This window comes from Kribbella sp. NPDC058245, assembly GCF_042882005.1.
Lineage (GTDB): Bacteria > Actinomycetota > Actinomycetes > Propionibacteriales > Kribbellaceae > Kribbella.
In genome coordinates, this window is sequence record NZ_JBHVWY010000004.1 from 242,021 (window position 1) to 268,234 (window position 26,214).

Genomic DNA, 26,214 nt, shown 5'->3' on the forward strand with positions numbered 1-26,214 from the left:
CCCGCTGCTGACCCCACCCCTCCTTCTACGAACCGAGTGGCCCCGCGTTGCGGGCCCAGCGGTACTTGGCGCCGAGCACCTCGACCGGTGTCTCGGTGGTGTACGGATATGCGACGACGCCGTGCTCGAACAGGTACTGGGCGGCCTCTTCGACCTCGACGTCACCCGACAGCGAGGCCACGACGGGCTTGTCGATGCCCTTGGCCCGGTACTCCTCGACCACCTCGGCGACCAGCTTGGCGAACACCATCGGCGGTGTGACGATGGTGTGCCAGTAGCCGAGGATCAGCGCGTGGATCCGCTCGTCTTCGAGCCCGAGCGCGACCGTGTTCCGGTACGTCGACGGTGGCTCACCGCCGGTGATGTCGACCGGGTTGCCGGCGGCCCCGAACGGCGGGATGAACTTCCGGAACGCCGCGTCCAGATCGGCCGGGATGTCCATCAGCTTCAGGCCTGCGTCGACACAGGCGTCCGACAGCAGTACGCCGGATCCACCCGCCCCGGTGATGATGACGACGTTCTCGCCCTTGGGCGTCGGCAGCAGCGGGATGCCGCGGGCGTACTGGAGCATCTGGTTCAGCCCCGGGGCCCGGACGACGCCGCTCTGGCGCAGGATGTCGTCGTACACCTTGTCATTACCTGCGAGAGCGCCCGTGTGCGAGCTCGCCGCCCGCGCGCCCAGGTCGGTCCGGCCGGCCTTCAGCACGATGACCGGCTTCTTCTTCGACACCCGTGAAGCCGTCTCGGCGAAGGCCCGGCCGTCTTTCAGATCCTCTAGATGCATGGCGATCAGGTTGGTGTTGTCGTCGTTCTCGAAGAACGTCAGGAGGTCATCCTCGTCGATGTCGGCCTTGTTGCCTACCCCAACGATCGCGGAGACGCCCATCCGGCTGGACCGGCTGAACCCGAGGATCGCCATCCCGATCCCGCCCGACTGCGAGGAGAGCGCGACACTGCCGCGGACGTCGTACGGCGTACAGAACGTCGCGCAGAGGCTCGCCGGCAGGTAGTAGTAGCCGTAGATGTTCGGCCCGAGAATCCGGACGTTGTGCTTCCGCGCGATCGCCACCACCTCGTCCTGGAGCTCCTGCTCCCCGGTCTCGGCGAACCCGGACGGGATCAGGATCGCCCCGGCGACGCCCTTCTGACCGCACTGCTCGAGCGCTCCACCGACGAACTTGGCCGGTACGGCGAACACCGCGACATCGACATCGCCGGGGACATCGAGGATCGACGGGAAGGCCTTCAGCCCGAGGACCTCGCCGCCCTTGGGGTTGATCGGGTAGATGTCCCCGGCGTACCCGCCGTTGACCAGGTTCTTCATCACCGAGTTGCCGATCTTGCCGTCCTCGTTGGACGCCCCGATCACGGCGACCGCGCGCGGCTTCATGATCCGCGTCATCGCCGTCAGGATCTCCTCCTGGCTGTACCGCTCGACCGGCCTGCCGGCCTCGGCGTCGACGATGATCCGGAAGTCGACCGCGGTGGCGCCGTCCGGCCCGGCGAGCACCGGGTTCAGGTCCACCTCGGCGAACTGCGGGAAGTCGGTGACCAGGTCGGACAGCCGCTTCACCAGCCCGGCCAGCGCCTCCTTGTCGACCGGCTTGGCGCCGCGAACGCCGTTCAGCATCTCGTGGGCGCCGATCCCGTCGATCATCGCGCGGGCCTCGGGCAGTTCGAGCGGAGCGAGCCGGAAGGTGACGTCCTTCAGCACCTCGACCAGGACGCCGCCGAGACCGAACGCGACAATCTTCCCGAAGGTCGGGTCCGTCACCGCACCGACGATGACCTCCTGCACGTCACCGCCGGTGACCAGCATCTTCTGCACCTGGACGCCGCTGATCTGCGCGTCCGCCTTGTAGACCTTGGCGTTGGCGACGATCTGTTCGTACGCCGCTTTGGCCGCCTCCGGACTGTCGACCCCGACGACCACGCCACCGGCGTCGGTCTTGTGCAGGATGTCCGGTGAACTGATCTTCAGCACCACCGGGAACCCGATCTCGTCGGCGAGACCGGCGGCGCCCTCGGCAGTCGTGGCCAGCCCCTCGCCCGGCGTCGGGATCCCGTACGCATCCGCGACCAGCTTGGCCTCGGGCGCGCTCAGCGAGGTGCGGCCGTCCGCCAGAGCCTGGTCGAGGATCGTCTGAACTGCTGCCTTGTCATAGCTCATCTGCGTGAAACTCCTCTGATCCATTGCTTGCGTCCGAAGATCTGCAGTACGGCGGTCGCGTGTCGTTCGGACGCTCTAGACCACGCCGGCGGCTTTGAGGGACTCGAGCTCGGCGGTGTCGATGCCCAGGGAGCCGTAGACGACCGTGTTGTGCTCACCGAGACCGGGCGAGGTCTCGACCACGACCGGGGAGTCGGACAGCTTGATCGGGCAGCCGACGGTCTTGAAGCTGCCGCGCTGCGGATGCTCGACCTCGACGACGGCGCCGAGGTCGGCCAGCGTCTGGTCCTCGATCAGCTCGCGGGTGGACATGATCGGCCCACACGGCACGTTGAGTGCGTTGAGCTTGTCCATCACCTCGAACTTGGTGTGCTGCTCGGTCCATTGCTCGATCAGCGCGAACATCTTGTCGAGCTTGTCGAGGCGGGACGCGGGCGTGGCCCAGTCCGGGTCCTCGGCCAGCTCCGGCTTGCCGATCAGGTTCGCGATCGGGGCCCAGCCGGGCGGTTGCACGATCACGTAGATGTAGTCGTTCGGCCCACCAGGCGCCGTACGGACTGCCCACCCAGGCTGGCCGCCGCCCGACGCGTTGCCCGACCGCGGTACCTCGGAGCTGAAGTTGTCGTTCGGGTATTCCTTCAGCGGGCCGTGCGCCAGCCGCTGCTGGTCGCGCAGCTTGACCCTGGTCAGGTTCAGCACGGCTTCCTGCATGGCGACCGAGACGCGCTGGCCCTTGCCGGTGTTCGTGCGCTGGTAGAGCGCGGCGAGGATGCCGGCGACCAGGTGGATCCCGGTACCGGAGTCGCCGATCTGAGCGCCGGTGGCGGTCGGCGGACCTTCCTCGAAGCCCGTCGTACTCATCGCGCCGCCCATCGCCTGGGCGACCACCTCGTAGGCCTTGAAGTTCTCGTACCGGCCCGGGCCGAAACCCTTGATCGAGGCGAAGATCAGCTTCGGGTTGATCTCCTGCAGGCGCTCCCAGGTGAAGCCCATCCGGTCGATCGCGCCGGGGGCGAAGTTCTCCACCAGGACGTCGGAGTTCTTCACCAGGTCGATGAAGATCTCCTTGCCCCGCTCGGATTTCATGTTCAGCGTGATGCTGCGCTTGTTGCAGTTGAGCATCGTGAAGTAGAGGCTGTCGACATCCGGTACGTCGCGCAGCTGCTGACGGGTGATGTCACCGGTCGGCGCTTCGAGCTTGACGACGTCAGCGCCGAGCCAGGCAAGGATCTGCGTGCAGGACGGTCCGGACTGCACGTGCGTCATATCGAGAACGCGGACACCATCGAGGGCCTGAGACATAGGAGGGTCCTCTCACTTGTACATGGTCTGGTTCATGGTTCCGGGGGCGTACGCGTCCGGGTCGACCCAGACGTTGATCAGCGACGGCAGGCCGGATTCGCGGGCGCGCTGCATGGCCGGCCCGATGTCCTTGGGGTCGCGGACCTCCTCGCCGTACCCGCCGAGGTTGCGCGCGAACTCGTCGTACTTGACGTCGCCGAGGGTGTTGCCGACCCGGCCGCGGTCGTGGCCGTACTTGGCCTCCTGGCCGTAGCGGATCTGGTTCATCGACGAGTTGTTGCCGATGACACCGACGAACGGGAGGTTGAAGCGGACCAGGGTCTCGAAGTCCCAGCCGGTCATCGAGAAGGCGCCGTCGCCGAACAGCGCGACAACCTCCTTGTCGGGTCGCGCGTACTTCGCCGCGAGCACGAACGGGATGCCGACACCGAGGGTGCCGAGCGGGCCCGGGTCCATCCAGTGGCCGGGTGACTTCGGCTGGACGACGCCGCCGGAGAACGTGACGATGTCGCCGCCGTCGCCGATGTAGATCGAGTCCTCGGTGAGGAACTCGTTGATCTCGTGGGCGAGCCGCAGCGGGTGGATCGGGTTCGCGTCGGACAGCTGGCGGGGCAGCCGCTTCTGGTACGCCGCCTCCTCCTCCGCGCGCAGTTCCTTGAACCAGGCCTGGCGATCCGTCTTCCGCACCCGACCCGTCGAGGCCTGCGTGACCGCGGCCAGGATCGCGCCCGGGTCGCCGACCAGACCGAGATCCACATCGCGGTTCTTGCCGACGGTGCGGTAGTCCATGTCGATCTGGACGACGGTCGCCGACTTCGGCAGCCGCCGGCCGTAGCCCATCCGGAAGTCGAACGGCGTACCGACGATGATGATCAGATCGGCGTTGTTGAACCCGTACCGCCGGGACAGGTGGAAGTGGTGCGGGTCGCCCGGAGCGAGCGTGCCGCGCGCGGCACCGTTCATGAATGCCGGTACGTCGAGCGCGCGGACGAAGTCGGTCGCCGCATCACTCCCGCGCGAGGTCCACACCTGTCCACCGAGCAGTACAACGGGCTTCTCCGCGTGCGCGATGAGATCCGCCAGCGCCTCGATGGCGGCCGGGTCGCCGATGCTCTTGGTGGACGCCCGGTAGTGACCGGACTCGGGGATCGTCGCGGAGTCGACCGGGACCGAGTTGTCCAGGATGTCGCGCGGGATCTCCAGGAACGACGGGCCGAGCGCGCCGTTGTAGCACTCGCGGAACGCCATCGACACCATGTCGGCGGCGCGTGCGGTGTGCGGCACGGTCGCGGCGAACTTGGTGATCGGCGTCATCATGTCGACGTGCGGCAGGTCCTGCAGGGACCCCATCTTGTGCTGGTTCAGCGCGCCCTGACCGCCGATCAGCAGCATCGGGCTCTCGGCGCGGAACGCGTTCGCGACCCCGGTGACGGCGTTCGTCGTACCGGGGCCGGCGGTGACCACCGCGCAGCCGGGCCTACCGGTGATGCGCGCATATCCATCGGCCGCGTGCGCGGCGACCTGCTCGTGCCGGACGTCGACGACCGCGATGCCCTCGTCGACACACCCGTCGTAGATGTCGATGATGTGACCGCCGCAGAGGGTGAAGATCACCTCGACCCCCTCGGCCTTCAAGGCCTTCGCCACCAGGTGACCGCCTGAGATCGTCTCCGGCTCCTTCACCTGCGCGACGGGCTGGGTCTCCGACACTGTCTGCGCCATCTGCAGTCATCTCCTCGGAAAGGCCGGAATTCGGCTTCTGTAGATTGCATACCGTATGTGGTAGTCGTAGTCTTATCCCAGGCTGCAGTGCTTGTCCAGAGGGAGAGTCGGATGACAATTCACGAGGAGCTTCAACGGACCCGAACAGCCCTGCTCGCGCTCGAGAAGTCCCTTATGTCACTGAGGAATCACCTAGGTGCGCACATCGACGTACTGCGCCTGCTCGACGACCTGGAGCGCTGTACGACGGACCTCCGCCGACTGGAGGACCAGGTCCAGGTGCCGGCGCGTGGCGAGCTGATCGTGATCCCCGACGACGACCGCGACCACGGGTTGTGGGGCGCCGGGGACGTCGATCACGAAGGAGTGGGCGCTCCGGGTCGCAGAGCGCCGTGAGCCGCTAGGCACTGCTTGAGGAGCTGCCTGAGCTTGAGATCGCGGTCACCGTTCGCATGGCGGGCGGTGACCGCGATTGATTCCGCGACTTGTTCGGTCGCAAGAAAGGTGCGGTAGAACGGTTCACTCCAGCTGAACCGCATCCACCAGCGTGCGGCTCCCTCCCCCGTCAACAGGTGCAGCGCCGTCTCATGCGCCTTGCGCAGTCTGGCGTTCTCATCACCAGTGAGCTCGCCAGTGGTCAGCGCAGTCGACACACAGAGCGCGACCACGCGGGCCGACAGATCCAGACCCGGCCGCGCGGTGTCGATGAACCTGGGCGCCAGCGGCAGCAGCGCCCGCCGCCCAGCTGAGCTGGAGTGGTCGTGCACTGCCCGGGCCGCCGCACTCAGGGTCGGATGCACGCAAGTCGGCCGATCCGTCCACGGCTCCCGGGCCAGCTTGGACACCAGTTCCATCACACAGGGCTCAGGTCGCGCGACGCGGCCGTACTCACTCACTCGTTCGACCCGGCGACCGGCGTACCCAATTGGGGCCGGACCGGTAGCGCAGGTCGCCCAGGCTGTTTCAGCAACCGAACACTCAGAGCGGCCAGTACGCCGAGCAGTCCGGCGCCGAGGAACAGCGGCCGGTAGCCGATCGCGGCGATCACCGAAGCGGCCACTCCGACACCGACGAGCCCACCGACGGCTTTGGCGGAGTACAGGATCGCTTGGTTCTGCACGAGGCTGTTCTCGCCGAAGAACTCCAGCACGAGGTTGGCCATGATCGCGTAGAACGCACCACCGCCGAGGCCGGCGAACATGGCGCAGACCACGAACGCCCAGCCCACACCCGTCTCTCCGGCAACCACCAGGCCGACATGGGTGAAGCTCTCGATCATCAGTACGGCGGCCAGGACACGGCGCCGTCCGAATCGATCGGACAGCGTGCCGGCCAGTGAGCGGCCAAGACCGTTGACTGCGGCAAGCAATCCGGCCGCGAAGCCTGCAACCGCTACACCCAGCCCAGTGGACACCGCGAAGCTCACCACGAAGGCGATCCCGAACAACGACAGGGATGCACTGACCGCAAGCATCAACCACATCAACGGCAGGGCACCGGTTCGCATCGCCTCGGCCGGACGGTAGTGCCGAACGGCGGGCGCGTTGTGCGGGATGCTCCGATTGAGCTTGCGGTCGATCGCCCAGGCCTGCGCGTCGATCGCCGCCGGCCACCAGTGCCGAGGCGGATCCTTCAACAACCCACCGCCGATGGCAGTCGCCAGTACGGCGACGATCGCGGTCAGATCGAAGACGAGCCGTCGACTACCCGAACTGTCGGCCAGCGTCAGCAACGCAATGCTCGGTACGGCGCCGATCGCGAACCCGCCGGTGACGAAGCCGATCGTGGCCGTCCGCCGATCCGGGAACCAACGGGCCGCGGTCGTGATGCACGCGGCGTAGACGATGCCGGCACCGATACCGCCGACCAGCGCGTAGCCGATCACCACGATCGGATAGCTGTCCGCGTGCGCGAGCGTCGCGAGTCCGACCGCGGACAGCACCCCGCCGAGGACCACGAGCTGGGTCGGAGTTGCTCGCCGTACCCGCTGAAGCCAGCCGGCCGGGATCGCCACCAGCGCCTGGCAGGCGACGAAGATCGCCAGCAGCCACAGGGTTTGCACCGCACCCCAGCCGCGGTCGCCTTCGAGGCCGAGCGCCGCCGTACCGAACGAGTACTGCAACGGGCTGATGGCAACCATGCAGGCCCAGGCCGCCCACAACTGCCAGCGGCGCGAGTGCCCGGTGAGGTCCCGGGCGTCCTCACCCACCCGGTAGTGCCGGCCGTACACGTCCCGGGTAGTCACGTGATCCATGTCGCGCCTCCTGACTACTGCATACCGTATGAGATCTGTGGTACCCCTCCACGCGGCTGGTTGTCCAGAGCTGGCGTGTTGCAGCCGCCTCTTGTGACCAGATTGCATACCGCATACAGTCGGCACACGTTCGCTCGGATCGGAGGACTGCCCCGTGGACCTGATGGAGTACCAAGCCAAAGAGCTGTTCGCACGGCACGGCGTCCCGGTGACGCTCGGCCGCGTGATCGAGGATCCGGCCGACGCGGCGGCAGCTGCCGCCGAACTCGGCGGCCGGGTGGTGGTGAAGGCGCAGGTGAAGACCGGCGGCCGCGGCAAGGCCGGCGGCGTCAAGCTCGCCGCCTCCCCCGACGAGGCGGTGGCGCGGGCCGGCGACATCCTCGGGATGGACATCAAGGGCCACACCGTGCATCGGGTCCTGCTTGCGCCGGCGGCCGCCATTGATGCGGAGTACTACTTCTCGTTTCTGGTCGATCGGGCCAACCGCTCATATCTCTGCATCGCCAGTACTGAAGGCGGTGTGGAGATCGAAGAGGTCGCCCACACCAACCCCTCCGCGATCGCCCAGGTGTCGATCGATCCGGCAGTTGGGGTCGATGAGGCGAAGGCCGCGGAGATCGTGGCCGCGGCCGGATTCCCCGCCGGCGCGGAGGACGTCGTACGGCGGCTATGGGATGTGTTCATCGCCGAGGACGCGACGCTGGTCGAGGTGAATCCGTTGGTGAAGCTGGCCGATGGATCGCTCGAAGCGCTCGACGGGAAGGTGACGCTCGACGACAGCGCGTCGTACCGGCATCCCGATCATGCCGCCTTCGAGGACCGCGCCTCGGCCGATCCGCTCGAGGCGGCGGCGCATGACAAGGGGCTCAACTACGTCAAGCTTGACGGCTCGGTCGGCATCATCGGCAACGGGGCCGGGCTGGTCATGTCGACGCTCGACGTGGTCGCATACGCAGGATCGTCGTACGGCGTGAAGCCGGCGAACTTCCTGGACATCGGCGGCGGCGCGTCGGCCGAGGTGATGGCGAACGGACTCGGGATCATCCTGAGCGACCCACAGGTACGCAGCGTCTTCGTGAACGTCTTCGGCGGGATCACCGCCTGCGACGCGGTCTCGAACGGGATCGTCCAGGCCCTTCATGTCCTTGGAGCGAAGGCCGACAAACCGCTGGTCGTGCGGCTGGACGGGAACAACGTGGCGGAGGGCCGCAAGATCCTTGCCCAGGCCAACCATCCGCTGGTGACCGTGGTGGACACGATGGACGGCGCCGCCTTGCGCGCGGCCGAACTCGCTGCTGAAGGGATCTGATGATGGCAATCTTTCTGACCGAGAAGAGCCGCGTCGTCGTCCAGGGGATGACCGGGGCCGAGGGACAGAAGCACACCAGCCGGATGCTTGCCGCCGGCACCGAAATCGTCGGCGGCGTGACGCCGGGCAAGGGCGGGCAGTCGGTCGACTTCGCTCGCCGCTCGATACCTGTCTACGGGTCGTGCGCGGATGCGGTCGCAGCAACGGGCGCGGATGTGTCGGTGGTGTTCGTGCCGCCGCGTTTCACCAAGGGCGCGGTGATCGAGGCCGTGGACGCCGGGATTCCGTTGGTGGTGGTGATTACCGAGGGCGTGCCGGTGCACGACACGGCCGCGTTCTTCGCGCACGCCCAGGCCGCCGGGGTGCGGGTGATCGGGCCCAACTGCCCCGGGATCATCAGCCCTGGCCAAGCGAACGCGGGGATCATTCCCGCCGATATCGCCGGGCCCGGGCGGATCGGGCTGGTCTCGAAGTCGGGGACCCTGACCTACCAGATGATGCACGAACTGCGGGACTTCGGCTTCTCGACCGCGATCGGCATCGGCGGCGACCCGATCATCGGGACCACCCACATCGACGCCCTGCAAGCGTTCCAGGACGACCCGGACACCGACGCGATCGTGATGATCGGCGAGATCGGCGGCGACGCCGAGGAGCGTGCGGCGGCCTACATCGCCGCCCACGTGACCAAGCCGGTGGTCGGATACGTCGCCGGGTTCACCGCGCCGGAGGGCAAGACGATGGGCCACGCGGGCGCGATCGTCTCCGGCTCATCCGGTACGGCGGCCGCGAAGGCGGAGGCGTTGGAGGCAGCCGGCGTTCGGGTCGGCAAGACCCCCACCGAGACCGCCGAACTCCTCCGCTCAGTTCTGGCCGTCTCCGCCCGATAGACCTTCCGAACGACAGGACGTATACGTCCACTCGCGGCCATCCCGGCCGGCAGCTGAGCGTGGAACAACCGCCTAGTAGGGCTCTACGTCCTGTTCTTCGGCAGATCGGACTGCCGCCGTACTGGCTCGAATGACCAACTCGGTTGGTACGGCGATCGGTGGTGGGTCGCCGTCCTTCAGTGCGATCAGGAGTGATTCGACGGAGTGACGGCCCAGGTCGGCGAAGGATTGGCGGACGGTGGTGAGGGGCGGCCAGAAGTGGGCCGACTCCTCCATGTCGTCGAAGCCGACCACGCTCACCTGGGCGGGTACCGCGCGGCGGTGTTCGTGCAGGGCGCGGAGAACGCCGAGCGCCATCTGGTCATTCGCCGCGAAGATGGCGGTGACGGCCCGGTCCTTGGCCAGCGTGCAGCCGGCCTCGTAGCCGGCTCGGGCGGTCCAGTCGCCGTACAGGACAGGTGGGATCGGTCGCCCGTGGTTGGCCAGGGTTTGCTCCCAGCCTCGGCGACGGTGGGCAGCCGGGTACGACGTACGGGGGCCGCCGACGTGATGGACGGTGTGGTGGCCGAGGTCTAAGAGGTGCTGCACCGCTTGGCGCGCGCCGTCGAACTGGTCGGTGTCGACGACCGGGTAGTCGTAGTGGGCGCTGGAGTCGACGATCACAACCGGCAGGCTGTGCGGTAGCTGGACGCCGGCTTCGTCGAGCAGGTAGGCCTCGATCAGGATGATGACGCCGTCGACAGCTTGGGCACTGAGCCGGTTGAACGCGTCGTTGACCGCGCGCTGGTTGATGTCGAGCACCGGCATCAGGTTGACCGAGTACCCACGCTCGGTCGCCGCCGTCGCGATCGCATCGAGGGCGCGCGTCGTACCGAATGTCGACAGCTCGAAGACGATCACCCCGATACCGCGGAACTCACCGCTCCGCAGCGCCCGCGCCGCACCGTTCGGCCGGTAGCCGAGCTCGCGCATCGCGGCTCGCACCTTCGCCCTCGTGGTCGCGTCCACATTGGTCCGGTTGTTCGCCACCCGGGACACGGTCTGCCCCGACACGCCGGCCAGCGCAGCGACATCAGCCATCGAGGGCCCGCGCCTCGGTCGTCCCGTCACAGTGCCCCCTCACGCCGTGTTGACGTGAACACTACGACCGCACAAGCCCCCTGAGAAGCCGCCGATCCCGCCCACCCCATCCCCATCTGATGGGTTAACCCATCCGCTTGTGGGTTCTCCACCCGCATGCGAGTCCAGAACCCACAACCTCATGGGTCCACCCATCAGATGGAGACAGGTGAGCCCGGTCGGGGCTGTGGGCCGGAGCGGACCCGGCTCAGGAGGGTGCGGGTGTTGGTGCGGAGGTTGGGGCGTGGGCGAGGACTGGGCCGGTGCCGATTTTGGTGGAGAGGAGATCGGCGACCGCGTGTACGGCGCGCAGGGTGGGTGCCGGCGTGCCGGTCAGGTCGGCGAGCTCGACCACGGCGGCGAGGATGACGTCGAGTTCGAGGGGCTTGTCCTTCTCGAGGTCCTGGAGCATCGACGTCTTGTGCTCGCCGACCCGCTCGGCACCGTCGATCCGCTTGTCCACCGAGATCTCCGGCCGGCAACCGACCGCGGCCGCGATCTCCAGCGACTCCTCCATCATCAGCCGGATCATCGCCCGCGTCCCCTGGTGCGTCGCGATCTCGACCATGGTCGCCCGCGCCAGCGCGCTGATCGGGTTGAAGGCCGCATTACCGAGCAGCTTGATCCAGATGTCCTTGCGGATGTCGTCCTCGACCGGACACTTCAGCCCGCCCGCGATCATCGCGTCGCTGAACGCCGTACACCGGTCTGAGACTCCCCCGCCCGGCTCACCGATCGAGAACCGCGTGCCCTCCAGATGCCGTACGACGCCTGGGCCTTCCAGCTCGGTCGAGCAGTACACGACGCACCCGACCGCCCGATCCAGATCCAGCACGCGGGTCACCGATCCATCCGGATCGACCGACTCGACCCGGCGGCCTTCGTACGGACCCTTCAGCCCATGGAAGTACCACCACGGGATCCCGTTCTGTGCCGCGATCACCACGGTGTTGTCGTGGAGGAGGGGCTCGATCAACGGCCCGGCCGACGCATACGAGTTGGCCTTCAGCCCCAGGAAGACGTAGTCCACCGGTCCGACCTGCGCCGGGTCGTCGGTTGCCGGAGTCCGCGCGTCGAAGTCACCGCGCGGGCTGAGAACCCGGACGCCATCACGCCGGATCGCCTCCAGATGGGCGCCGCGTGCGACCAGGTGTACCTCGGTTCCACCACGGTGCAACGCGGCACCGACGTACGCGCCGATCGCCCCGGCGCCGAGAACCGCAACCCTCATCGTCATCACTCCCTCGGCCCCGGACCCGGTCAGGCTTTGTATACCGCATACAGTAGGCCGCGCCCTGAGTGCGGTCAAGATCACATCCGGCCTAGAAAGTTCGGTGCGGACCGATGAATCGGCGCCACCCCGGCGGTATGTACCGGCGAGACCTTCTCCACCACCACAGGGAGCACACCATGGGACGCGTCATCGTCAATCAGTTCGTCAGCCTCGACGGCATCGTCACCGACCCGGACGGATCAGCCGGTACGGCGGCCGGCGGCTGGGCGTTCCAGCACGGTCCCGGCCCCGTCTCGGGCGACAAGTTCCGGCTCGGTTCGATCCTCGAGACCGGAGTGATGCTCTACGGCCGGACCACCTGGGAGCTGCTCGGCGGGCTCCTCTCCGTCCGCGACGACGACTTCTCGGTCGCGATGACCAAGATCGCCAAGATCGTCGTGTCGAGCACCCTCGCTGACGTCTCCGGCTGGAACAACTCCCAGCTGGCCAGGCAGCCGATCACCGAGCTCGTCCCGTCCGAGACAGCCGACCGTGATGTCGTGGTGGTCGGCAGCTTGAGCATCGTCCGGGCGCTGCAAGCAGCCGACCTGGTTGACGAGTACCGGCTGATGACATTCCCGACCATCGTGGGTTCCGGAGAGCACCTGTTCGACACTGCTCAGCAGGGCGACCTGGAACTCGTCTCGGTCGACCAGGTCGGGCCGGCGGTGCTCACGACGTACCGGCGGTCAGAGCACCGGAGCTAGCCCGAACGCCGCGAAGACGCGGTCGTCCTGGAACACCCGGTTGTGGCTGATGCCGGCCGCGGTGATGGTGAACACGTGCAGCGTGTGGAGCCGATGCACGGCACCCTCACCGCGGTAGACCGCTATGCCTGCTTGGCCGTTCGCCATGATCGGCAGCACCCGCCAGTCCGTACCACGCCGCGCGAAGACCCCCTCCACGAACTGCAGGTGGTTGTTGCGCCCTTGGAACCAGTTGTAGAACGGCGGCATCTCCAGGACGACCTCAGCGGTCAGTAGCTCAGCGAACGCGGCGACGTCCGCCCTCTCGAAAGCAGCGATGTACTTCGCGACCAGCTCGGTACTGCGCGGGTCGTCCGGCTCAAGGACGTCGTCCTCCACCAAGCCCGTCTCGGACAGCTTGGCGCGCGCCCGCTGCAGCGCACTGTTCACTGCGGCCGGTGTGAGGTCCAGCGCGGCTGCGATCTCGGCCGCAGACCAGTCCAGCACCTCACGCAGGATCAGTACGGCGCGCTGCTTGGCCGGCAGGAACTGCAGTGCTGCGATCAGCGCCAGCCGCAGACTGCCCCTGGCACCCACCACTGCGGCAGGGTCCGCCGGAAACGGCTGTAGCCAGAGCACCTCGTCGCCACGGACCAGCGGGCCTGCCGGGTCCTCCCCCTCCGCCACCAGCCCGGACGGCAGCGGGCGGCGGCTCCGCCCCTCCAGCTCGGTCAAACAGGTGTTGGTGGCGATCCGGTAGAGCCAGGTCCGGAGCGAGGCGCGGCTCTCGTCGTACCGGTCGAAGGCGCGCCAGGCGCGGATGAGCGTCTCCTGGAGCAGGTCCTCGGCGTCATGGATCGACCCGGCCATCCGGTAGCAGTGCTGCAGCAGCTCACGCCGGTACGGCGCAGTCCGGGCCTCGAACGTCATGTCCCAATCATGTGACAGCAGCCCGGTCCCTGCCCGGCGTAGTCACCCGTCCTGTGCTAGGGTTTCTCTTGGTTGCAGTTTTTGCAGTTCCTCGATCGTTCATTGACGCCCGCGGATTTGTGATCCGCTCGGGCGTTTTCTTGTTTATCGGCCGGGTCTACCGCAACCACCTCATTAATTTCTTTAGAAAGCGGTACATCATGGCCAGCGGTACAGTGAAGTGGTTCAACGGCGAAAAGGGCTTCGGCTTCATCTCCCCGGACGGCGGCGGCGCGGACGTGTTCGTGCACTACTCGGCGATCGCGACCGACGGCTTCCGTAGCCTCGACGAGAACCAGAAGGTCGAGTTCGACCTGACCCAGGGCCAGAAGGGCCCGCAGGCGGAGAACGTTCGCCCGGTCTGAATGACTTAGGAAGGGCCCGGTTGCTTCGGCAACCGGGCCTCTTTCTTATGTCCAGAGGTACTCGCCGTCATCCATCTCGTCGGTGCGGCTGAGTCCGGCGGCCCGTGCGACCGCAGCCGAGGCCACGTGATCCGGGTGGATGTGGGCGATGACCCGCAGGTCCTGAGCCTTGAGCCAGTCGGCCAGCCCGATCGCCGCCTCCTTGGCGTAGCCGTGGCCCTGCCAGGCGGAGCCGAGCACCCAGGCGATCTCCGCCGTACTGCCGGTCACAGTGCTCTGGACGAAGCCGATGAGCTCGTCGCCGGCCTGGATCACCCAGTTGAGCCAGTACTCGTCCGCCCTGCCCGGTCCGGCGACCTGACGCTCGTACCGGGCCCCTAGCGCAGCCACGGTCGGCGGTTCACCACCCGTGAACGCATAGAGGGCCGGATCGGCCAGTACGGCGGTCATCTCCGCGGCGTACCGGGGTTCCAGCGGGAGCAGGCTCAGGCGTGCGGTGCTGAAGGGCTCTGCGATCACGTGGTCACGGTAGCGCCGGGCGGCTCGGCAGCTCCCTCCACGGCCGACTCACCCGGCGCCACCACCCGCATACGGGCGTTGGTGTGCAGGTCGAACTGGGGCTTGCGATGATCGCCGGCCTGATACGGCGCGACCCGCTCCTCGTAGTGCAGAGCGGAGCCGGCCGCCGACCCGAGCAGTTCGCCTGTTTCCACGGTCTCCCCCTGGCTGACCGTCGGTCCGGACAGCGGCCGGTAGAGGTGCCAGATCGCGTTCGACTCGACCACGACCTGGTCACCGTCCACGTGCACCACCACACCGGCCAAAGTCGCCCGGACCGTTCCTCCGGGCTCGGTGTGGTAGTCACGACCCGAATGCCCCGCGGACCCGAACTCGCGGACCACCACTGGTTTGTGCACCGGTGCTGCCATGAGCAGATAGTGCGGACAGACCTTCAGACAGTCTTAAAGCCGCGCTGGTACGGCGGGGTAGGCGGCGGGTTCGACCTCCAGCTCGCCCATCCGCTGCACGTAGGTCCGGTAGGCGCGGCGGGCCTCCCCGTGCGCACCGCTCGCCTGGAACGCCGAGACCAGGCCCAGGTGGGCGCGTTCGTCGTACTGGTCGCGCTGGAGGATGCGGAGCAGGTATCCGGCCGTCGCATCCGGGTCACGCCGGCCTCGCTCGGCCAGCACCCGCGCCACCCGGACGTAGAGCGCCCGGGCCTCCTCACGCATGCCGGCAGCCCAGTCGGCGTACACGTCCTCTTCCAGGAAGTCCCCGCTGTACGACGCCTCTGCCGTCCGGAGCAGCCGCAGATCGCTGGCGTTGAGCCCCTCACGGGCATCACGTAGGAACAGCTCGACGTCGACAGCAGTCTGATCGCCGTCGAGCCAGATGGTCGCCCGGTCTGCGCCGACGAACTGGTCCGGCGGGTACCTCTTCTCTGGGTCCAGCACAGACCGCACGGTCGACAGGGCGACCGAGAGACGCGGGGAGGCGACGGACTCGTCCTGGTCCGGCCAGAGCAGGTCCAGGAGCTGCACCCGCGCGACCGGACGGCAGCGGCGCGCCACCAGGATCTTCAGCAGGTCGCGGGCCTTCTTGGACGGCCACTCCCCCAGCTGGATCGCCTTGCCCGCGCGGAGGACGCGGAAGCCGCCCAGGCACTCCACCTTCACCGCCGCTGGACCGGTCTGGTCGCTGGTGGCCAGTGCTGCGGCCGCGTAGCGGGTCGCTCCGGCCGCCAGGAAGCGCTGGTGCGCCCGCATGGCCAGCTCGCGTCCCTCTGGGCCTTTGGTCCGCTCGGCGAGCATCAGCTCAGCGCGGGCCTCGCCCAACTGGTCGCCCAGCTCGCTGCGGATGTTCAGCACCTCATGGAGGACCGTTCCGCCACCGGCCTCGGCGTAAAGCTCCAGAGCGTCGGCCAGACCAGCGCGGTCGCGTCGCTTGCGACAGAGCGCCGCTGCTTCCTCAGCATTGGCCGCAGCCTCGGCAGCGTTGCCTGCATGCAGCGTGACCCAACCGAGCGCGACCAGAGCGCCAGACTGACCCAAGACGGGGCCGTAGGCAACGGCTTGCTTAGCAAGCTCAGCCAACTCGGCTGCACGCCGTGGCTCCTCGACGGCCAGGACCCGCGCCAGCCCTGCCAGCGACGGAACCAGGGACTGCATGTCCTTGGTGCCTTCTCCGATCGCGATGGCTTCCTCGAAACACGCCCGCGCCATCGCACGGTCACCACGCTGGCGGTAGACCTCACCGAGCACGGACAGCGGTTGTGCGACTCGCTTGGAGTCCAGCTTCTGGTAGAGCGCGCGGGACGCCTCCAGCTCGCCGATCGCCTCATCCAACCGGCCCAGACGCAGCAGCGCCTCGCCACGGTTGTTCAGCGCGAGCGCGCGGAACACTGCGAAGCCTGCGCGGTCCGCAAGCTCCAATGCGATGTCCAGCTGCTTCAGACCAAGCTCGTAGTCGCCTTCTGCGATGTGGTGCGACGAGCGGTTCACCCGGATCCGGATCGACTGCAGCAGGTCGCCAGCACGCTCCGCGTGCTCTAGAGCATGCAGGTAGTGCGAGGAGTTGCCACTCGGATCGCTGTCGACCGCAGCCAGCATCGCGAGCACAGTGTGCGAGATGGCCAGTGCCCTGTCGTCGCCAGACAGCTTGGCGGTCGCATACGCCGAGCTGATGAGCGCCCGGCATTCTTCGAACTCACCACGCAGCCAGTGCGCCCCTGCCCACCAGGCCTGCAGCAGCGCCTCGTCCGTCGGCTGCTGGCCGTCGATGCGACCACGCTGGTACGTCGCTATCGCCACATCGGTCTGTCCACGCAAATGGTGAATCAGCCCGAGCCGCCAGGCCACACCCACTGGGATCTCGCCGTCAGGTTCGATGATGCGGTCGAAACACTCGACCGCACCTTGCCAGTCCCCAAGCACCTGACGGGCTTCGCCTTCTAGCTGGTCCATGGCCGCGTCGCGCAGTTCAGCAGGCAGTGCGGCGACCGCTGCGACCACTACCTCAGCCAGTCCGCCTGCGACCATCGAGTGACCGGTCTCGGTGAGCATCCGGGCCACCTTGGCCGGGTCGACCGACTGATAGCAGGCCAACGCGTCACGGTGTTCGCCGACCGACTCGAACCACTTGCCGGCCCGCAGAGTCAGCTCGGCAAGCTCCTGCTCGTCGACCACCAGCCTGTCGTTGGCGAAGTTCTTGACGAGCGGGTTGAGCTCGTAGCCGTCCGCCTCCCCCGCCGAGACCAACAGTCCTCTGGTCCGCAGCTGGTGCAGGGTGTCGGGGTTGTCGGTGAGGCCGATCGCCTGACAGAGCTCGGATCCGAACCGCGGGAGCACAGCCACGCCAGCCAGCAAACGCCGTACCGATGGGGGCTCGGCAGCGAAGACCTCCTCAGCCAGGTAGTCATAGAGCGGGCCGTCAGAACGCAGCGCCCGCCGCAGCCGAGCAGCTCGGTCAGCGGCCGGTACGGTCCGCAGTGCCTCGACCGCAAGCCGCACCGCGGCCGGCCAGCCCTGCACCGCCGCCTGCAACGGCTCTGCGAGGTCGGCGACACCTTCACCAAGCACCTTCTCCAGTACGGCGAGGGTCTCGGGAACTGTGAAGGCCAGAGCGGTCGCGTCGATCTCCAGCACCTGTCCACGCCCGCGGAGCCGGTCGATCCCGAACGGCATCGAGGTGCGCGACGCCACCACCAGGTGGACGTTCGCCGGAGCGATCCGGACCAGGCCCTCGATCAGCCTGGTGGCTGGTGCTTCTGGGCCCAGCTCATGCAGATCGTCGAGCACGAGGACCAGGTCCTCGTCGAGGTTGTCGTTGAGGGCGTCTGCCAGCAGAGCGGCATACGCGAGGGCTCTGGTCTCCTGCTCGGCGTCAGCGTCCGGTCCGCGCGGACTCTGCAGCTCAGCCGGGATCGAGGCGAGTGCCGGGACCTGACTGCGCAGTGCGGCCACCAGGCGCGCGACCATGCCGGCCAGCGACGCGTCCTCGGCTCGCACGGTGTGCCAGGCGCAGGTGCGTCCGGCAGCCCAGGCGTTCAGCAAGGTCGACTTGCCGAAGCCCGCGTCGGCCACGACGGTCAGCAGCCGCCGCTGCACGCCTTCGTCCAGCAATGCCGTCAGCCGCGGACGCCCCACCATCCCCGCCCCAGGTTCCACCAGCCCCACACCTCCTCCCCGGATCCCTCAATAGGACAGCACCCGCCCCCGCCGTCCGCAACAGGGTTCCAGCGGGTAACCACCCACGCACCCCGGGTGAATGCTTGCGGATTGTGGCCCGACCGGCAACAAAACGAGGCAGGTGCGCACCGAACTGAAACAGTCGCCCGCGGCCAGCCGGTCACGGCACTGTCCACGGTGCGCCGTAAGGTGAGTGCCCATGAATGACCGGCTGGTGTGGATCGACTGCGAGATGACCGGCCTCGACCTGGCGGCAGACGCCACGATCGAGGTTGCGGTGCTCGTCACCGACTACGAACTGAACGTGCTCGACGACGGCATCGACCTGGTGATCAAGCCGCCGGCCGCCGCGCTCGAGCAGATGGGCGACTTCGTCCGCAACATGCACACCGAGTCCGGTCTGCTCGCGGAGCTCGACGAAGGCATCGACCTCGCCGACGCCGAGCAGCAGGTCCTCGACTACATCTCCGGCTTCGTCAAGGAGCCCCGCAAGGCGGCCCTGGCCGGAAACTCCGTCGGTACCGACCGCACCTTCCTGGTTCGCGACATGCCGCGCGTCGAGGCCCACCTGCACTACCGCAACGTCGACGTCAGCTCCATCAAGGAACTCGTCCGCCGCTGGTACCCACGCGTCTACTACGCCACCCCCGCCAAGACCGGCAACCACCGCGCCCTGGCCGACATCCGCGAAAGCATCTCCGAACTGCGCTACTACCGGCAGACCGTTTTCGTCCCCCAGCCCGGCCCCGATTCCGAGACCGCAAGAGCCGCCGCAACCGCCGTCTCGGGGTCCTGAACCCCCCGATTTTTAGTCCTCGCACATCGTCGCTATGATTACCCAGCCGTCGCAGTAAGGGCGGCAATGGTGGGTGTAGCTCAGCTGGTAGAGCACCTGGTTGTGGTCCAGGTGGCCGCGGGTTCGAGTCCCGTCACTCACCCGAAGTCGAAGGCGATCTGTGTCCGCGGAAAGCGCGGACCGGGTCGCCTTCGGCATTTTGTGCGCCTGCGCTTCGCTTGGCGCGGGCGGGGGCTTCGCCACCCGCACCCCCTGGCGCCTGCGCTTCGCTCGGCTTCTTGTGGCTGGGGCGCGCTTGTACGGCGGGGGGCGGTGGCTGGGGCGCTTGTACGGCGGGGGGCGGTGGCTGGGGTCGCTTGTACGGCGGGGGGCGGTGGCTGGGGTCGCTTGTACGGCGGGGGGCGGTGGCTGGGGCGCGCTTGTACGGCGGGGGGCGGTGGCTGGGGGCGCTTGTACGGCGGGGGCGGTGGTTGGGGCGGCGCCCGGCTTCATGCCGACATCACGCAGCGCCTCATGGGACGCGGTCTAGCTCTGGTGACCTGGGACGGGTTGGGGTGGGCAGAGGCCTGTTGTTTCAGGTCTTAGGCCACGAGTTCCTGTCTCGGTCCACGGGTTCTTGTTGCAGGTCACTTGCTGCCGCGGCTGCCTACGGAGGTCAGGGGCGGCGGTGGGCGGGTTGGGTGGTGTCGAAGTGGTGGCGGGCCTTTTCGACCGCGGCGAGGTTGGGGGACCACTGGGCGAGGGAGTGGAAGAGTGGCGCGAGGCTCCGACCGAGGGGGCTGATTTCGTACTCGACGCGTGGTGGGACCTCGGCGTGGTACTCGCGGACCACCAGGCCGTCGCGTTCCAGTTGGCGGAGGCGTTGGGTCAGGACCTTCGGGGTGATGACGCCGATCCGTCGCTCGAGCTCGACGAACCGCTGCCGACCGTACTCGTTCAGCGTCCACAGGATCGGCGTCGTCCAGCGGCTGAAGACCAGGTCGACCACCGGAGCAATCGGACACGCCTGCACCGAGTCAACGGCCGCACCAACAGCAGCACCAACCGCCGCATCCATCCCGGCGCCGACTCCTGCATCCACCGGAGTGGTCTCGCTCACAAATCCGCCTTCCGCCCAGTACTTTCCTCTAGGTACCTACTATCCCACGACAACTAGCGTCGTCGGCATGATCGTGATCACCGGAGCAACCGGCAACGTAGGCAGTCCACTCGTCCAGACCCTCAAGGCGGCCGGCGAAGACGTCGTACCCGTCTCGCGGAACGGCGAAGGGCCTCGAGCCGACCTGACCAAACCCGAAACCCTCAAGCCCGCGCTCGACGGCGCGAAGGCGATCTTCCTGCTCACCTCCGCCGAGTTCCTTGCCGGCGGCAACCTCCACGACGTCATCGACGTGATCAAGACGGCCGGCGTACCGCGCGTCGTCCTGCTCTCGTCGCAAGGCGTCGGTACGAAGCGGCACCCGTCGGTCCACGAGGACGCGGTGACGCAGTCCGGGCTCGAGTGGACGATCCTGCGTCCCGGCAACTTCGCGAGCAACGCGTTCCAATGGGCCGACTCCATCCGGACCGACCGCACGATGGCAGCGCCCTTCGCGGACGTCACCCTGCCGACCGTCGACCCGAACGACATCGCCGAGGTCGCGGCGGCCGCACTCCGCGACCCGAGCCACACCGGCGCCATCTATACGCTGACCGGACCGGCCGCCATCTCACCGCGGCAGCAAGCCGACGTGATCGGGACGGCCATCGGTGCGTCGGTGCGGTTCACCGAGCTCAGTCGGGATCAGGCGCGGGCCAGGATGGTGAAGTTCATGCCCGAGCCGGTCGTCGAGGCCACGCTGGACGTCCTCAGTACGCCGTCCGCCGGCGAGCAGCAGGTCAATCCCGACGTACCGAACGTTCTCGGTCGGCCGGCGTCGACGTTCGCCGACTGGGTCACTCGGAATCTTCACGCCTTCCGTTGACCAACGGCAGGAAGACGTCGTCCACGATCTCGGTCAGCGTGGACGGAGCGATCGGCTCCCGGGTGAACAGCATCTCGTGACGCATCAGGTTGGTGGGCACGGTGAGGCCCCGATCCGGCACGTCCGCGGTCGCGATCTCACCGCGCTCGCCCGCCTGCTTCACGATGGTCGCCATCGCGCCGGTCATCCGCGCGTGCACCTCCGGCCAGCCGCAGGCACAGTCACCTTCCATCCCTGACCGCGACGGCAACCGGCCACTAGAACACCAGCGTCAGGATCCAGGTTGTGAAGGCGATGAGACCGACCACGAACGTGATGCCGACGACCATCGCGTAGGCGAACCAGGAGCTTCCATTCACGGGTTCATCTTGCCAGGGGTGTGACCCAACTCGGCGGTGGGTGCGTCTATGGGGGTGTAGGCGACGGCTGGAGGGTGGATGAAGGGGATTGCTGAGTTCGAGGAGTTCGCTCGGGCTCGAGTGGGGCCGCTGTACCGGACCGCCTGGTTGTTGTGCGGGGATCGGCATCATGCCGAGGATCTGGTGCAGGACACGCTCGCGAACATGCTGAAGACGTGGAGCCGGATCGACGCGCCGGAGGCTTATGCGCGGACGGCTCTGGTGCGGACGTTCGTGTCGCAGCGCAGGCGGCGGAGCTGGACCGAGCGGCCGACCGGGGAGGTTCCAGAGCGGGCTCAGGCGGTGGGAGACGTGGAGTTGCGGCTGGCTTTGCAGGGGGCGTTGGCGGAGCTGGTTCCGTTGGATCGGGCAGTGCTGGTGCTGCGGTACTTCGAAGATCGCAGCGTTGAGCAGGTGGCGCTGGATCTTGGGAAGAAGCCGAGTGCGATCACTACACGGACGGCACGGGCGCTGGAGCGGCTGCGTGCGGTGCTGGGTGATGACGCCATCCACCTGATCGCCCTTTAAGGAGAATTGTGAGCAATCTGGACAGTAAGCTGCCGGAGCTGATGCGCCAGGCGACCGAGGACCTCGAGCCGGAGTCGGTGGACCTGGTCGAGCGCAGTGTCGCGCAGGGAACGCGACTACGGCAGCGGCGGAGCGTGCTCGCCGGTACCGCGGCCGGGGTCGCCGTACTGGCAACCCTGGGTGTCGTGGTCGGTGCGGTTCAGCACTTCGATCGGGATGGGCAAGCGGCGCCGGCCGGATCGCTGGCGGTAGGGCCCTCGGCTACGCCGAAGCCTTCGCTGCCGAGCAAGGCACCATCCGGGCCGGTGGCCACGTCACCGTCGGCCAACCTCAAGGATCCGACGTTGACGACCTTGAAGTCGCTACTGCAGGGACCCAGCCGAACCTTCTCGATGCCGGAGAACTGGGGTGGCAAGGACGACGGCTTCTTCGGTGCCAGTTGGGTGGTCGACGACGGCAAGGGCGGGTCGCGGGTCGAGGTGTTGCTGGAGAGGTTCAAGGGACCAGCCAGGTGCGCCGGGGAGCCGGGGTGCAGGACGCGGCCGGACGGGTCGACGATCCGGTCCGAGAGCCTGTCACCCGAGTACTCCGACGCCCGGCAGAAGGAGTTCGGGATCGTGTCCAGTCATGTCGAGATCACCCGCAAGGACGGTCGGCGGATCTCGGTGGCGTCGTACAACGGGGTGTCCGAGAAGGGCACGAAGCACACCCGGGTCGCGCCGATCCTGACCGTCGCCCAGCTGACGAAGCTCGCCGACAGCCAGGCCTGGCAGTTCCCGGCCAAGGTCTCCAAGTAGCGCTCAGGTCAGGCAGCGCGACGGCAGGTCGAACCAGCGCAGATGGTCGAAGTCAGTGTTCACAGTGCCTTCGGCCTCTGCGTTCCGCTCCTGACTGCTCGAGAGAAGTTCGCGAGCCTCGGCCAGGTAGTCCTGGAGCGCTGACTCCGGAGCCGTGTGGTCATGCCGCGGGTAGCGGAGTTTGCCGTCGGCGTCGTACCCGACCGCGGACAGGCGCATCGGCGGCTCCACCGGACCGCGGTGGTGCCGCCACAGACCGGTCGCCGGGGCGAAGCGGTAGTCGCCGAGCAGTCGCCAGCCACCCTCCGCGACCAGCTTGACGGCATCGACGACGTACTCGAAGACGGCCTCGGAGATGAAGTAGTTGAAGTTGACCCGCACCCAGCCGGGCTTGATCCCCTCGCAGCCGTGCATGATCTCCTCGGCGAACTCGGCCGAGCGCGCCAGGTCGATGTTCAGCAGCGAATGCCCGTAGGGCCCCGCACACGAACAACCACCGCGGGACTGGATACCGAACAGGTCGTTCAGCAGCGCGACCACGTAGTTGTGGTGCAGGTAGCGCCCGGACGGCGCCTTGATCACGAACGACACGATCGACAACCGCTCGGCGTCCAGGTTCCCGAGGATCTCGATGGTCGGCTCGGTGCGCCACGCGTCGACCGCGCGCCGCAGGTAGGCGTCCTCGTGCGCGCGGATCACGTCGATCCCGACCGCCTGCTTGAGCTGGAACGCCAGGCCGGCCCGGATCGAGCCGATGATGTCCGGCGTCCCACCCTCCTCACGATGAACCGGGTCCTCCAGATACCGGTGCCCGGTCGGGTTCACGAACGCGACCGTCCCACCACCCGGTACGTCGGGCACCCGGTTCCGCAGCAGCTCCCGACGAGCGACCAGTACGCCGGGAGTTCCCGGGCCGCCGATCAACTTGTGCGGGCTGAGGAAGATCGCGTCCTTGTAGGACAACGGGTCCGCGTCCCGGCCGCCGTACATGTCGATCTCGACGTACGGCGCGGCCGCGGCGAAGTCCCAGAACGACAAGGCGCCGTGCTTGTGCAGCAGCGCGGAGACCCGGTGCGTGTTGCTGACGATGCCGGTGACGTTGCTGGCGGCTGAGAACGAGCCGATCTTCAACGGGCGATCGGCGTACTCGATCAGGCGGGCCTCGAGCTGCGGGATGTCGATGTGCCCGTCGGCGTCCTGACTGATCATCACCACGTCGGCGATCGACTCGCGCCAGGGCAACTCGTTCGAATGGTGCTCGTACGGACCGATGAAGACGACCGGCCGCTGCTCGGCGGGGATCTTGTCGGTCAGGTGGTGCTCGTCGTCCAGCTGAGCCGGGATCCGCAGCCCGAGAACTCCGACCAGCTTGTCGATCGCGCCGGTCGCGCCGGATCCGCAGAAGATCAGCGCGGTCTCGTCGTCCCCACCGACGCTCTCGTGAATGATCCGGCGCGCGTCCTCGCGCAGCCGGGTCGTCTGCAGGCCGGTCCCACTCGACTCGGTGTGCGTGTTCGCGTACCGCGGCAGGACCTCCTCGCGAATGAAGTCCTCGAGGAAGCCGAGCGCGCGCCCGGACGCCGTGTAGTCCGCGTACGTCACGCGGCGCGGCCCGTACGGCCCCGGCATCACCTGGTCGTCACCGATCACCGAAGCGCGAATGCGGCGCAGCAACGGCGACTCCGGCGGTGCCTGCACACGTTCCCCCTGGATCGTCATGGGGTCAGGGTAAGGGGCCCTTGGCCACCCCGGTACCTAGTGGTACGTTGTACTGGTACTGAGTAACACCGAGTACCGGATGGGAGTGCGGATGGACGGTCTGACCGAGATGCTGAAAGGCACGCTCGAGGGCTGTGTGCTGGAGATCATCGGCGCCGAGGAGACCTACGGGTACGCCGTCACCCGGCGGCTGAACGAGCTCGGCTTCGCCGACGTCGTCGAGGGGACCGTCTACACGATCCTGCTGCGGCTGGAGAAGAACGCGCTCGTCCAGGTGACCAAGCGGCCCTCGGAGCAGGGCCCGCCGCGCAAGTTCTACACCCTCAACGACGCCGGACGCGCGGAGCTCGCGACGTTCTGGGCGAAATGGGACTACATGACAACACGCATCGACAAGCTGAAGGAGGGCGCGAAATGAGCTTCTGGGAGACCATCACCGGCAGCGATCTCACCCGCGAATGGAAGGCGCTCGACGCCCGGGCCGCGGCCCTGCCGAACGACTTCCGGGGCGCGTGGGACGAGATCAAGGGACACCTCACGCCGTACGGCGACTTCACCGGCCGCAACCTGATGCCACTGCTGGACAGCGCGCTCGGGCTGCTCGAGGAGTCGGCGGCCGACGGACTGACCATCTATCAGGTCATCGGCGACGACATCGTCGGCTTCAGCGCGGCGCTGGCCGGCGGCGAAGGCGCCCGGAACTACCGCGACAAGTGGCGCGAGCAGCTGAACGCCAACGTCGCCAAGAAACTGAACCGGCTGGGAGGCTGACATGGGCATCCAGGACATCATCCAGGGCAAGAAGAAGTGGCGGGCGCACGTAGCGCGGGTGAAGACACTCCCGCCGGACTACCAGGTCGCCTACCAGGAGATCCAGCGGTACGTCTTCAAGGTCGGCCCGGTCGACCTGATCGACGGCGACCTGCTCACCGGGCTCGTCGACTTCTTCGAGGAAGGCGTCGCGGCCGGCAAGGGAGTGCTGGAGGTCACCGGTCCCGATGTCGCCGCCTTCGTCGACGGCCTCCTGCAGGACACCCCGACGTACGCGGATGCCTACCAGGAGTCCATCACCCAGAAGAAGCACGGCCTATAGGGTCGTCGGCATGACGTTCTCCGGTGAGTTGTGGGCTCGTGGCGGCGCTGGCGTGTACGACGAGATCGTGCAGCATCCCTTCATCACCGGACTCACCGACGGGACGCTGGACCACGACGCGTTCCGCTACTTCATCGTCCAGGACAGTCACTACCTGCGTGCGTACTCGCGGGCGCTCAGTCTGGTCGCCGCCCGCGCGACCGACGAGGACGCGGTCAGCATGTTCGCGTTGCACGCTGCCAACGCCATTGCGGTCGAGCGGGAACTCCACAGCACCCTGCTGACTTCGCTGGGCCTCACGACGGCTGATGTCGAGGCAGCCGGGTCCAAGCCGACCACAACGGCGTACATGTCCTATCTGACCGCGGTCTGCGCCACCGGGACGTACGCCGAGGCCGTGGCCGCCGTACTGCCGTGTTACTGGATCTACCGGGACGTCGGACGTGAACTGCTGAAGCGGTCCTCGCCCGACCCGGTCTACCGGCAGTGGATCGAGACGTACGGCTCCGAGGAGTTCGATGCAGTGGTCGAGTCCGTGCTGGCAGTGACCGACGTACTGGACGTGGGAGCGGCGGAGCGGGAACGTTGTCACCAGCACTTCGCGACCACCTGTCGCTATGAGTGGATGTTCTGGGACGCCGCATACACCAAGCTCGATTGGCCGGTCTGAACA

Annotated in this window: 27 protein-coding genes and 1 tRNA gene; 14 read left to right on the forward strand and 14 right to left on the reverse strand. The window is 67.5% G+C overall.

Annotation, left to right across the window (positions count from 1 at the left end):
* Positions 1-25 precede the first annotated feature (25 nt).
* The 3 genes from ACFVWG_RS10465 to ACFVWG_RS10475 form a co-directional block, all read right to left on the reverse strand.
* Complete coding sequence (locus ACFVWG_RS10465; protein WP_391542922.1) at positions 26-2,170, reverse strand: acetate--CoA ligase family protein; 2,145 nt, start codon at positions 2,168-2,170, stop codon at positions 26-28.
* Between the two features lie 75 nt (positions 2,171-2,245).
* Positions 2,246-3,472, reverse strand: coding sequence for a formyl-CoA transferase (gene frc, locus ACFVWG_RS10470; protein WP_391542923.1), 1,227 nt, complete (start codon positions 3,470-3,472; stop codon positions 2,246-2,248).
* A gap of 12 nt (positions 3,473-3,484) precedes the next feature.
* Positions 3,485-5,194, reverse strand: coding sequence for a thiamine pyrophosphate-binding protein (locus tag ACFVWG_RS10475; RefSeq protein ID WP_391542924.1), 1,710 nt, complete (start codon positions 5,192-5,194; stop codon positions 3,485-3,487).
* Positions 5,195-5,305: 111 nt separating this feature from the next.
* Here ACFVWG_RS10475 and ACFVWG_RS10480 point away from each other — a divergent pair, with 111 nt between their 5' ends.
* Complete coding sequence (locus tag ACFVWG_RS10480; protein ID WP_391542925.1) at positions 5,306-5,590, forward strand: hypothetical protein; 285 nt, start codon at positions 5,306-5,308, stop codon at positions 5,588-5,590.
* Here ACFVWG_RS10480 and ACFVWG_RS10485 read toward each other — a convergent pair.
* Together ACFVWG_RS10485 and ACFVWG_RS10490 are read right to left on the reverse strand one after the other, a co-directional pair.
* The gene (locus ACFVWG_RS10485) at positions 5,551-6,090 is read right to left on the reverse strand and encodes a hypothetical protein (RefSeq protein ID WP_391542926.1); all 540 of its coding nucleotides are present in this window, start codon (positions 6,088-6,090) and stop codon (positions 5,551-5,553) included. The two genes, ACFVWG_RS10480 and ACFVWG_RS10485, sit on opposite strands and share 40 nt — an antisense overlap.
* Complete coding sequence (locus ACFVWG_RS10490) at positions 6,087-7,448, reverse strand: OFA family MFS transporter (protein ID WP_391542927.1); 1,362 nt, start codon at positions 7,446-7,448, stop codon at positions 6,087-6,089. The genes ACFVWG_RS10485 and ACFVWG_RS10490 overlap by 4 nt, the downstream gene beginning before the upstream one ends.
* Positions 7,449-7,602: 154 nt before the next feature.
* Between ACFVWG_RS10490 and sucC the strand changes: the two genes are divergently transcribed.
* Both sucC and sucD read left to right on the forward strand, forming a co-directional pair.
* Positions 7,603-8,757, forward strand: coding sequence for an ADP-forming succinate--CoA ligase subunit beta (gene sucC, locus ACFVWG_RS10495; RefSeq protein ID WP_391542928.1), 1,155 nt, complete (start codon positions 7,603-7,605; stop codon positions 8,755-8,757).
* A gap of 2 nt (positions 8,758-8,759) precedes the next feature.
* Complete coding sequence (sucD, locus tag ACFVWG_RS10500; RefSeq protein ID WP_391542929.1) at positions 8,760-9,647, forward strand: succinate--CoA ligase subunit alpha; 888 nt, start codon at positions 8,760-8,762, stop codon at positions 9,645-9,647.
* Positions 9,648-9,719: 72 nt separating this feature from the next.
* Here sucD and ACFVWG_RS10505 read toward each other — a convergent pair whose 3' ends face one another.
* Complete coding sequence (locus tag ACFVWG_RS10505; RefSeq protein WP_391542930.1) at positions 9,720-10,727, reverse strand: LacI family DNA-binding transcriptional regulator; 1,008 nt, start codon at positions 10,725-10,727, stop codon at positions 9,720-9,722.
* A gap of 247 nt (positions 10,728-10,974) precedes the next feature.
* The gene (locus ACFVWG_RS10510; RefSeq protein WP_391542931.1) at positions 10,975-11,997 is read right to left on the reverse strand and encodes a 2-dehydropantoate 2-reductase; all 1,023 of its coding nucleotides are present in this window, start codon (positions 11,995-11,997) and stop codon (positions 10,975-10,977) included.
* 179 nt (positions 11,998-12,176) lie between these two features.
* Between ACFVWG_RS10510 and ACFVWG_RS10515 the strand changes: the two genes are divergently transcribed.
* Positions 12,177-12,746 carry a dihydrofolate reductase family protein gene (locus tag ACFVWG_RS10515; RefSeq protein ID WP_391542932.1) on the forward strand — a complete coding sequence of 190 codons (570 nt, stop codon included), beginning with the start codon at positions 12,177-12,179 and terminating at the stop codon, positions 12,744-12,746.
* Here ACFVWG_RS10515 and ACFVWG_RS10520 read toward each other — a convergent pair.
* Positions 12,729-13,655 (reverse strand): sigma-70 family RNA polymerase sigma factor, encoded by a 927-nt coding sequence (locus tag ACFVWG_RS10520; RefSeq protein ID WP_391542933.1) that lies wholly within the window; start codon positions 13,653-13,655, stop codon positions 12,729-12,731. The two genes, ACFVWG_RS10515 and ACFVWG_RS10520, sit on opposite strands and share 18 nt — an antisense overlap.
* 200 nt (positions 13,656-13,855) lie before the next feature.
* On the opposite strand from ACFVWG_RS10520, the gene ACFVWG_RS10525 reads away from it, so the two are divergent.
* Complete coding sequence (locus ACFVWG_RS10525) at positions 13,856-14,059, forward strand: cold-shock protein (protein ID WP_132164162.1); 204 nt, start codon at positions 13,856-13,858, stop codon at positions 14,057-14,059.
* A gap of 45 nt (positions 14,060-14,104) precedes the next feature.
* On the opposite strand, the gene ACFVWG_RS10530 is transcribed toward ACFVWG_RS10525, so the two are convergent.
* The 3 genes from ACFVWG_RS10530 to ACFVWG_RS10540 are packed head-to-tail and all read right to left on the reverse strand — an operon-like array spanning position 14,105 to position 18,225.
* Complete coding sequence (locus ACFVWG_RS10530) at positions 14,105-14,578, reverse strand: GNAT family N-acetyltransferase (protein ID WP_391542934.1); 474 nt, start codon at positions 14,576-14,578, stop codon at positions 14,105-14,107.
* Positions 14,575-14,988 (reverse strand): peptidoglycan DD-metalloendopeptidase family protein, encoded by a 414-nt coding sequence (locus tag ACFVWG_RS10535; RefSeq protein WP_391542935.1) that lies wholly within the window; start codon positions 14,986-14,988, stop codon positions 14,575-14,577. The genes ACFVWG_RS10530 and ACFVWG_RS10535 overlap by 4 nt, the downstream gene beginning before the upstream one ends.
* Positions 14,989-15,021: 33 nt before the next feature.
* Entirely contained in the window at positions 15,022-18,225 is a 3,204-nt protein-coding gene (locus ACFVWG_RS10540; RefSeq protein WP_391542936.1) for a tetratricopeptide repeat protein, read from the reverse strand.
* A 220-nt stretch (positions 18,226-18,445) separates the two neighbouring features.
* Here ACFVWG_RS10540 and orn point away from each other — a divergent pair, with 220 nt between their 5' ends.
* Both orn and ACFVWG_RS10550 read left to right on the forward strand, forming a co-directional pair.
* Positions 18,446-19,042 carry an oligoribonuclease gene (gene orn, locus ACFVWG_RS10545; RefSeq protein WP_391542937.1) on the forward strand — a complete coding sequence of 199 codons (597 nt, stop codon included), beginning with the start codon at positions 18,446-18,448 and terminating at the stop codon, positions 19,040-19,042.
* Positions 19,043-19,111: 69 nt separating this feature from the next.
* Positions 19,112-19,184 (forward strand) — tRNA-His (locus tag ACFVWG_RS10550).
* Between the two features lie 513 nt (positions 19,185-19,697).
* Here the strand turns inward: ACFVWG_RS10550 and ACFVWG_RS10555 are convergent.
* On the reverse strand, positions 19,698-20,141 hold the full coding sequence (locus ACFVWG_RS10555; protein WP_391542938.1) for a winged helix-turn-helix transcriptional regulator: 444 nt from the start codon (positions 20,139-20,141) through the stop codon (positions 19,698-19,700).
* A 67-nt stretch (positions 20,142-20,208) separates the two neighbouring features.
* On the opposite strand from ACFVWG_RS10555, the gene ACFVWG_RS10560 reads away from it, so the two are divergent.
* The gene (locus ACFVWG_RS10560; protein WP_391542939.1) at positions 20,209-21,006 is read left to right on the forward strand and encodes an NAD(P)H-binding protein; all 798 of its coding nucleotides are present in this window, start codon (positions 20,209-20,211) and stop codon (positions 21,004-21,006) included.
* Here the strand turns inward: ACFVWG_RS10560 and ACFVWG_RS10565 are convergent.
* The gene (locus ACFVWG_RS10565) at positions 20,978-21,238 is read right to left on the reverse strand and encodes a TetR-like C-terminal domain-containing protein (RefSeq protein ID WP_391542940.1); all 261 of its coding nucleotides are present in this window, start codon (positions 21,236-21,238) and stop codon (positions 20,978-20,980) included. The genes ACFVWG_RS10560 and ACFVWG_RS10565 overlap by 29 nt on opposite strands.
* A 205-nt stretch (positions 21,239-21,443) precedes the next feature.
* Between ACFVWG_RS10565 and ACFVWG_RS10570 the strand changes: the two genes are divergently transcribed.
* On the forward strand, positions 21,444-21,932 hold the full coding sequence (locus ACFVWG_RS10570) for a SigE family RNA polymerase sigma factor (protein ID WP_391542941.1): 489 nt from the start codon (positions 21,444-21,446) through the stop codon (positions 21,930-21,932).
* Positions 21,933-21,940: 8 nt separating this feature from the next.
* Positions 21,941-22,729, forward strand: a complete 789-nt coding sequence (locus ACFVWG_RS10575) for a hypothetical protein (RefSeq protein ID WP_391542942.1) — start codon at positions 21,941-21,943, stop codon at positions 22,727-22,729.
* A 3-nt stretch (positions 22,730-22,732) separates the two neighbouring features.
* Here ACFVWG_RS10575 and ACFVWG_RS10580 read toward each other — a convergent pair whose 3' ends face one another.
* Positions 22,733-24,448, reverse strand: coding sequence for an aminotransferase class V-fold PLP-dependent enzyme (locus ACFVWG_RS10580; protein ID WP_391542943.1), 1,716 nt, complete (start codon positions 24,446-24,448; stop codon positions 22,733-22,735).
* Positions 24,449-24,539: 91 nt separating this feature from the next.
* Between ACFVWG_RS10580 and ACFVWG_RS10585 the strand changes: the two genes are divergently transcribed.
* Genes ACFVWG_RS10585 through tenA form a run of 4 tightly spaced genes read left to right on the forward strand, consistent with a single transcriptional unit; the run spans position 24,540 to position 26,211 of the window.
* Positions 24,540-24,866 (forward strand): PadR family transcriptional regulator, encoded by a 327-nt coding sequence (locus ACFVWG_RS10585; RefSeq protein ID WP_391542944.1) that lies wholly within the window; start codon positions 24,540-24,542, stop codon positions 24,864-24,866.
* Entirely contained in the window at positions 24,863-25,219 is a 357-nt protein-coding gene (locus ACFVWG_RS10590) for a DUF1048 domain-containing protein (RefSeq protein ID WP_391542945.1), read from the forward strand. Before ACFVWG_RS10585 ends, ACFVWG_RS10590 begins: the two co-directional genes overlap by 4 nt.
* Before the next feature lies 1 nt (position 25,220).
* Positions 25,221-25,541 carry a DUF1048 domain-containing protein gene (locus ACFVWG_RS10595; RefSeq protein WP_391542946.1) on the forward strand — a complete coding sequence of 107 codons (321 nt, stop codon included), beginning with the start codon at positions 25,221-25,223 and terminating at the stop codon, positions 25,539-25,541.
* Positions 25,542-25,551: 10 nt separating this feature from the next.
* On the forward strand, positions 25,552-26,211 hold the full coding sequence (gene tenA / locus ACFVWG_RS10600) for a thiaminase II (RefSeq protein WP_391542947.1): 660 nt from the start codon (positions 25,552-25,554) through the stop codon (positions 26,209-26,211).
* The last annotated feature ends 3 nt before the right edge of the window (positions 26,212-26,214 follow it).

Excerpts from the sequence above, each read along its gene's own strand:
- ACFVWG_RS10475 (WP_391542924.1), bottom strand. The coding sequence starts at position 5,194 with ATGGCGCAGACAGTGTCGGAGACCCAGCCCGTCGCGCAGGTGAAGGAG.
- ACFVWG_RS10505 (WP_391542930.1), bottom strand. The coding sequence starts at position 10,727 with ATGGCTGATGTCGCTGCGCTGGCCGGCGTGTCGGGGCAGACCGTGTCC.
- ACFVWG_RS10465 (WP_391542922.1), bottom strand. The coding sequence starts at position 2,170 with ATGAGCTATGACAAGGCAGCAGTTCAGACGATCCTCGACCAGGCTCTG.
- ACFVWG_RS10480 (WP_391542925.1), top strand. The coding sequence starts at position 5,306 with ATGACAATTCACGAGGAGCTTCAACGGACCCGAACAGCCCTGCTCGCG.
- ACFVWG_RS10590 (WP_391542945.1), top strand. The coding sequence starts at position 24,863 with ATGAGCTTCTGGGAGACCATCACCGGCAGCGATCTCACCCGCGAATGG.
- ACFVWG_RS10595 (WP_391542946.1), top strand. The coding sequence starts at position 25,221 with ATGGGCATCCAGGACATCATCCAGGGCAAGAAGAAGTGGCGGGCGCAC.
- ACFVWG_RS10520 (WP_391542933.1), bottom strand. The coding sequence starts at position 13,655 with ATGACGTTCGAGGCCCGGACTGCGCCGTACCGGCGTGAGCTGCTGCAG.
- ACFVWG_RS10560 (WP_391542939.1), top strand. The coding sequence starts at position 20,209 with ATGATCGTGATCACCGGAGCAACCGGCAACGTAGGCAGTCCACTCGTC.
- frc (WP_391542923.1), bottom strand. The coding sequence starts at position 3,472 with ATGTCTCAGGCCCTCGATGGTGTCCGCGTTCTCGATATGACGCACGTG.
- tenA (WP_391542947.1), top strand. The coding sequence starts at position 25,552 with ATGACGTTCTCCGGTGAGTTGTGGGCTCGTGGCGGCGCTGGCGTGTAC.
- ACFVWG_RS10570 (WP_391542941.1), top strand. The coding sequence starts at position 21,444 with ATGAAGGGGATTGCTGAGTTCGAGGAGTTCGCTCGGGCTCGAGTGGGG.
- ACFVWG_RS10525 (WP_132164162.1), top strand. The coding sequence starts at position 13,856 with ATGGCCAGCGGTACAGTGAAGTGGTTCAACGGCGAAAAGGGCTTCGGC.
- ACFVWG_RS10515 (WP_391542932.1), top strand. The coding sequence starts at position 12,177 with ATGGGACGCGTCATCGTCAATCAGTTCGTCAGCCTCGACGGCATCGTC.
- ACFVWG_RS10510 (WP_391542931.1), bottom strand. The coding sequence starts at position 11,997 with ATGAGGGTTGCGGTTCTCGGCGCCGGGGCGATCGGCGCGTACGTCGGT.
- ACFVWG_RS10490 (WP_391542927.1), bottom strand. The coding sequence starts at position 7,448 with ATGGATCACGTGACTACCCGGGACGTGTACGGCCGGCACTACCGGGTG.
- ACFVWG_RS10565 (WP_391542940.1), bottom strand. The coding sequence starts at position 21,238 with ATGGAAGGTGACTGTGCCTGCGGCTGGCCGGAGGTGCACGCGCGGATG.
- ACFVWG_RS10580 (WP_391542943.1), bottom strand. The coding sequence starts at position 24,448 with ATGACGATCCAGGGGGAACGTGTGCAGGCACCGCCGGAGTCGCCGTTG.
- sucD (WP_391542929.1), top strand. The coding sequence starts at position 8,760 with ATGGCAATCTTTCTGACCGAGAAGAGCCGCGTCGTCGTCCAGGGGATG.
- ACFVWG_RS10585 (WP_391542944.1), top strand. The coding sequence starts at position 24,540 with ATGGACGGTCTGACCGAGATGCTGAAAGGCACGCTCGAGGGCTGTGTG.
- orn (WP_391542937.1), top strand. The coding sequence starts at position 18,446 with ATGAATGACCGGCTGGTGTGGATCGACTGCGAGATGACCGGCCTCGAC.
- ACFVWG_RS10535 (WP_391542935.1), bottom strand. The coding sequence starts at position 14,988 with ATGGCAGCACCGGTGCACAAACCAGTGGTGGTCCGCGAGTTCGGGTCC.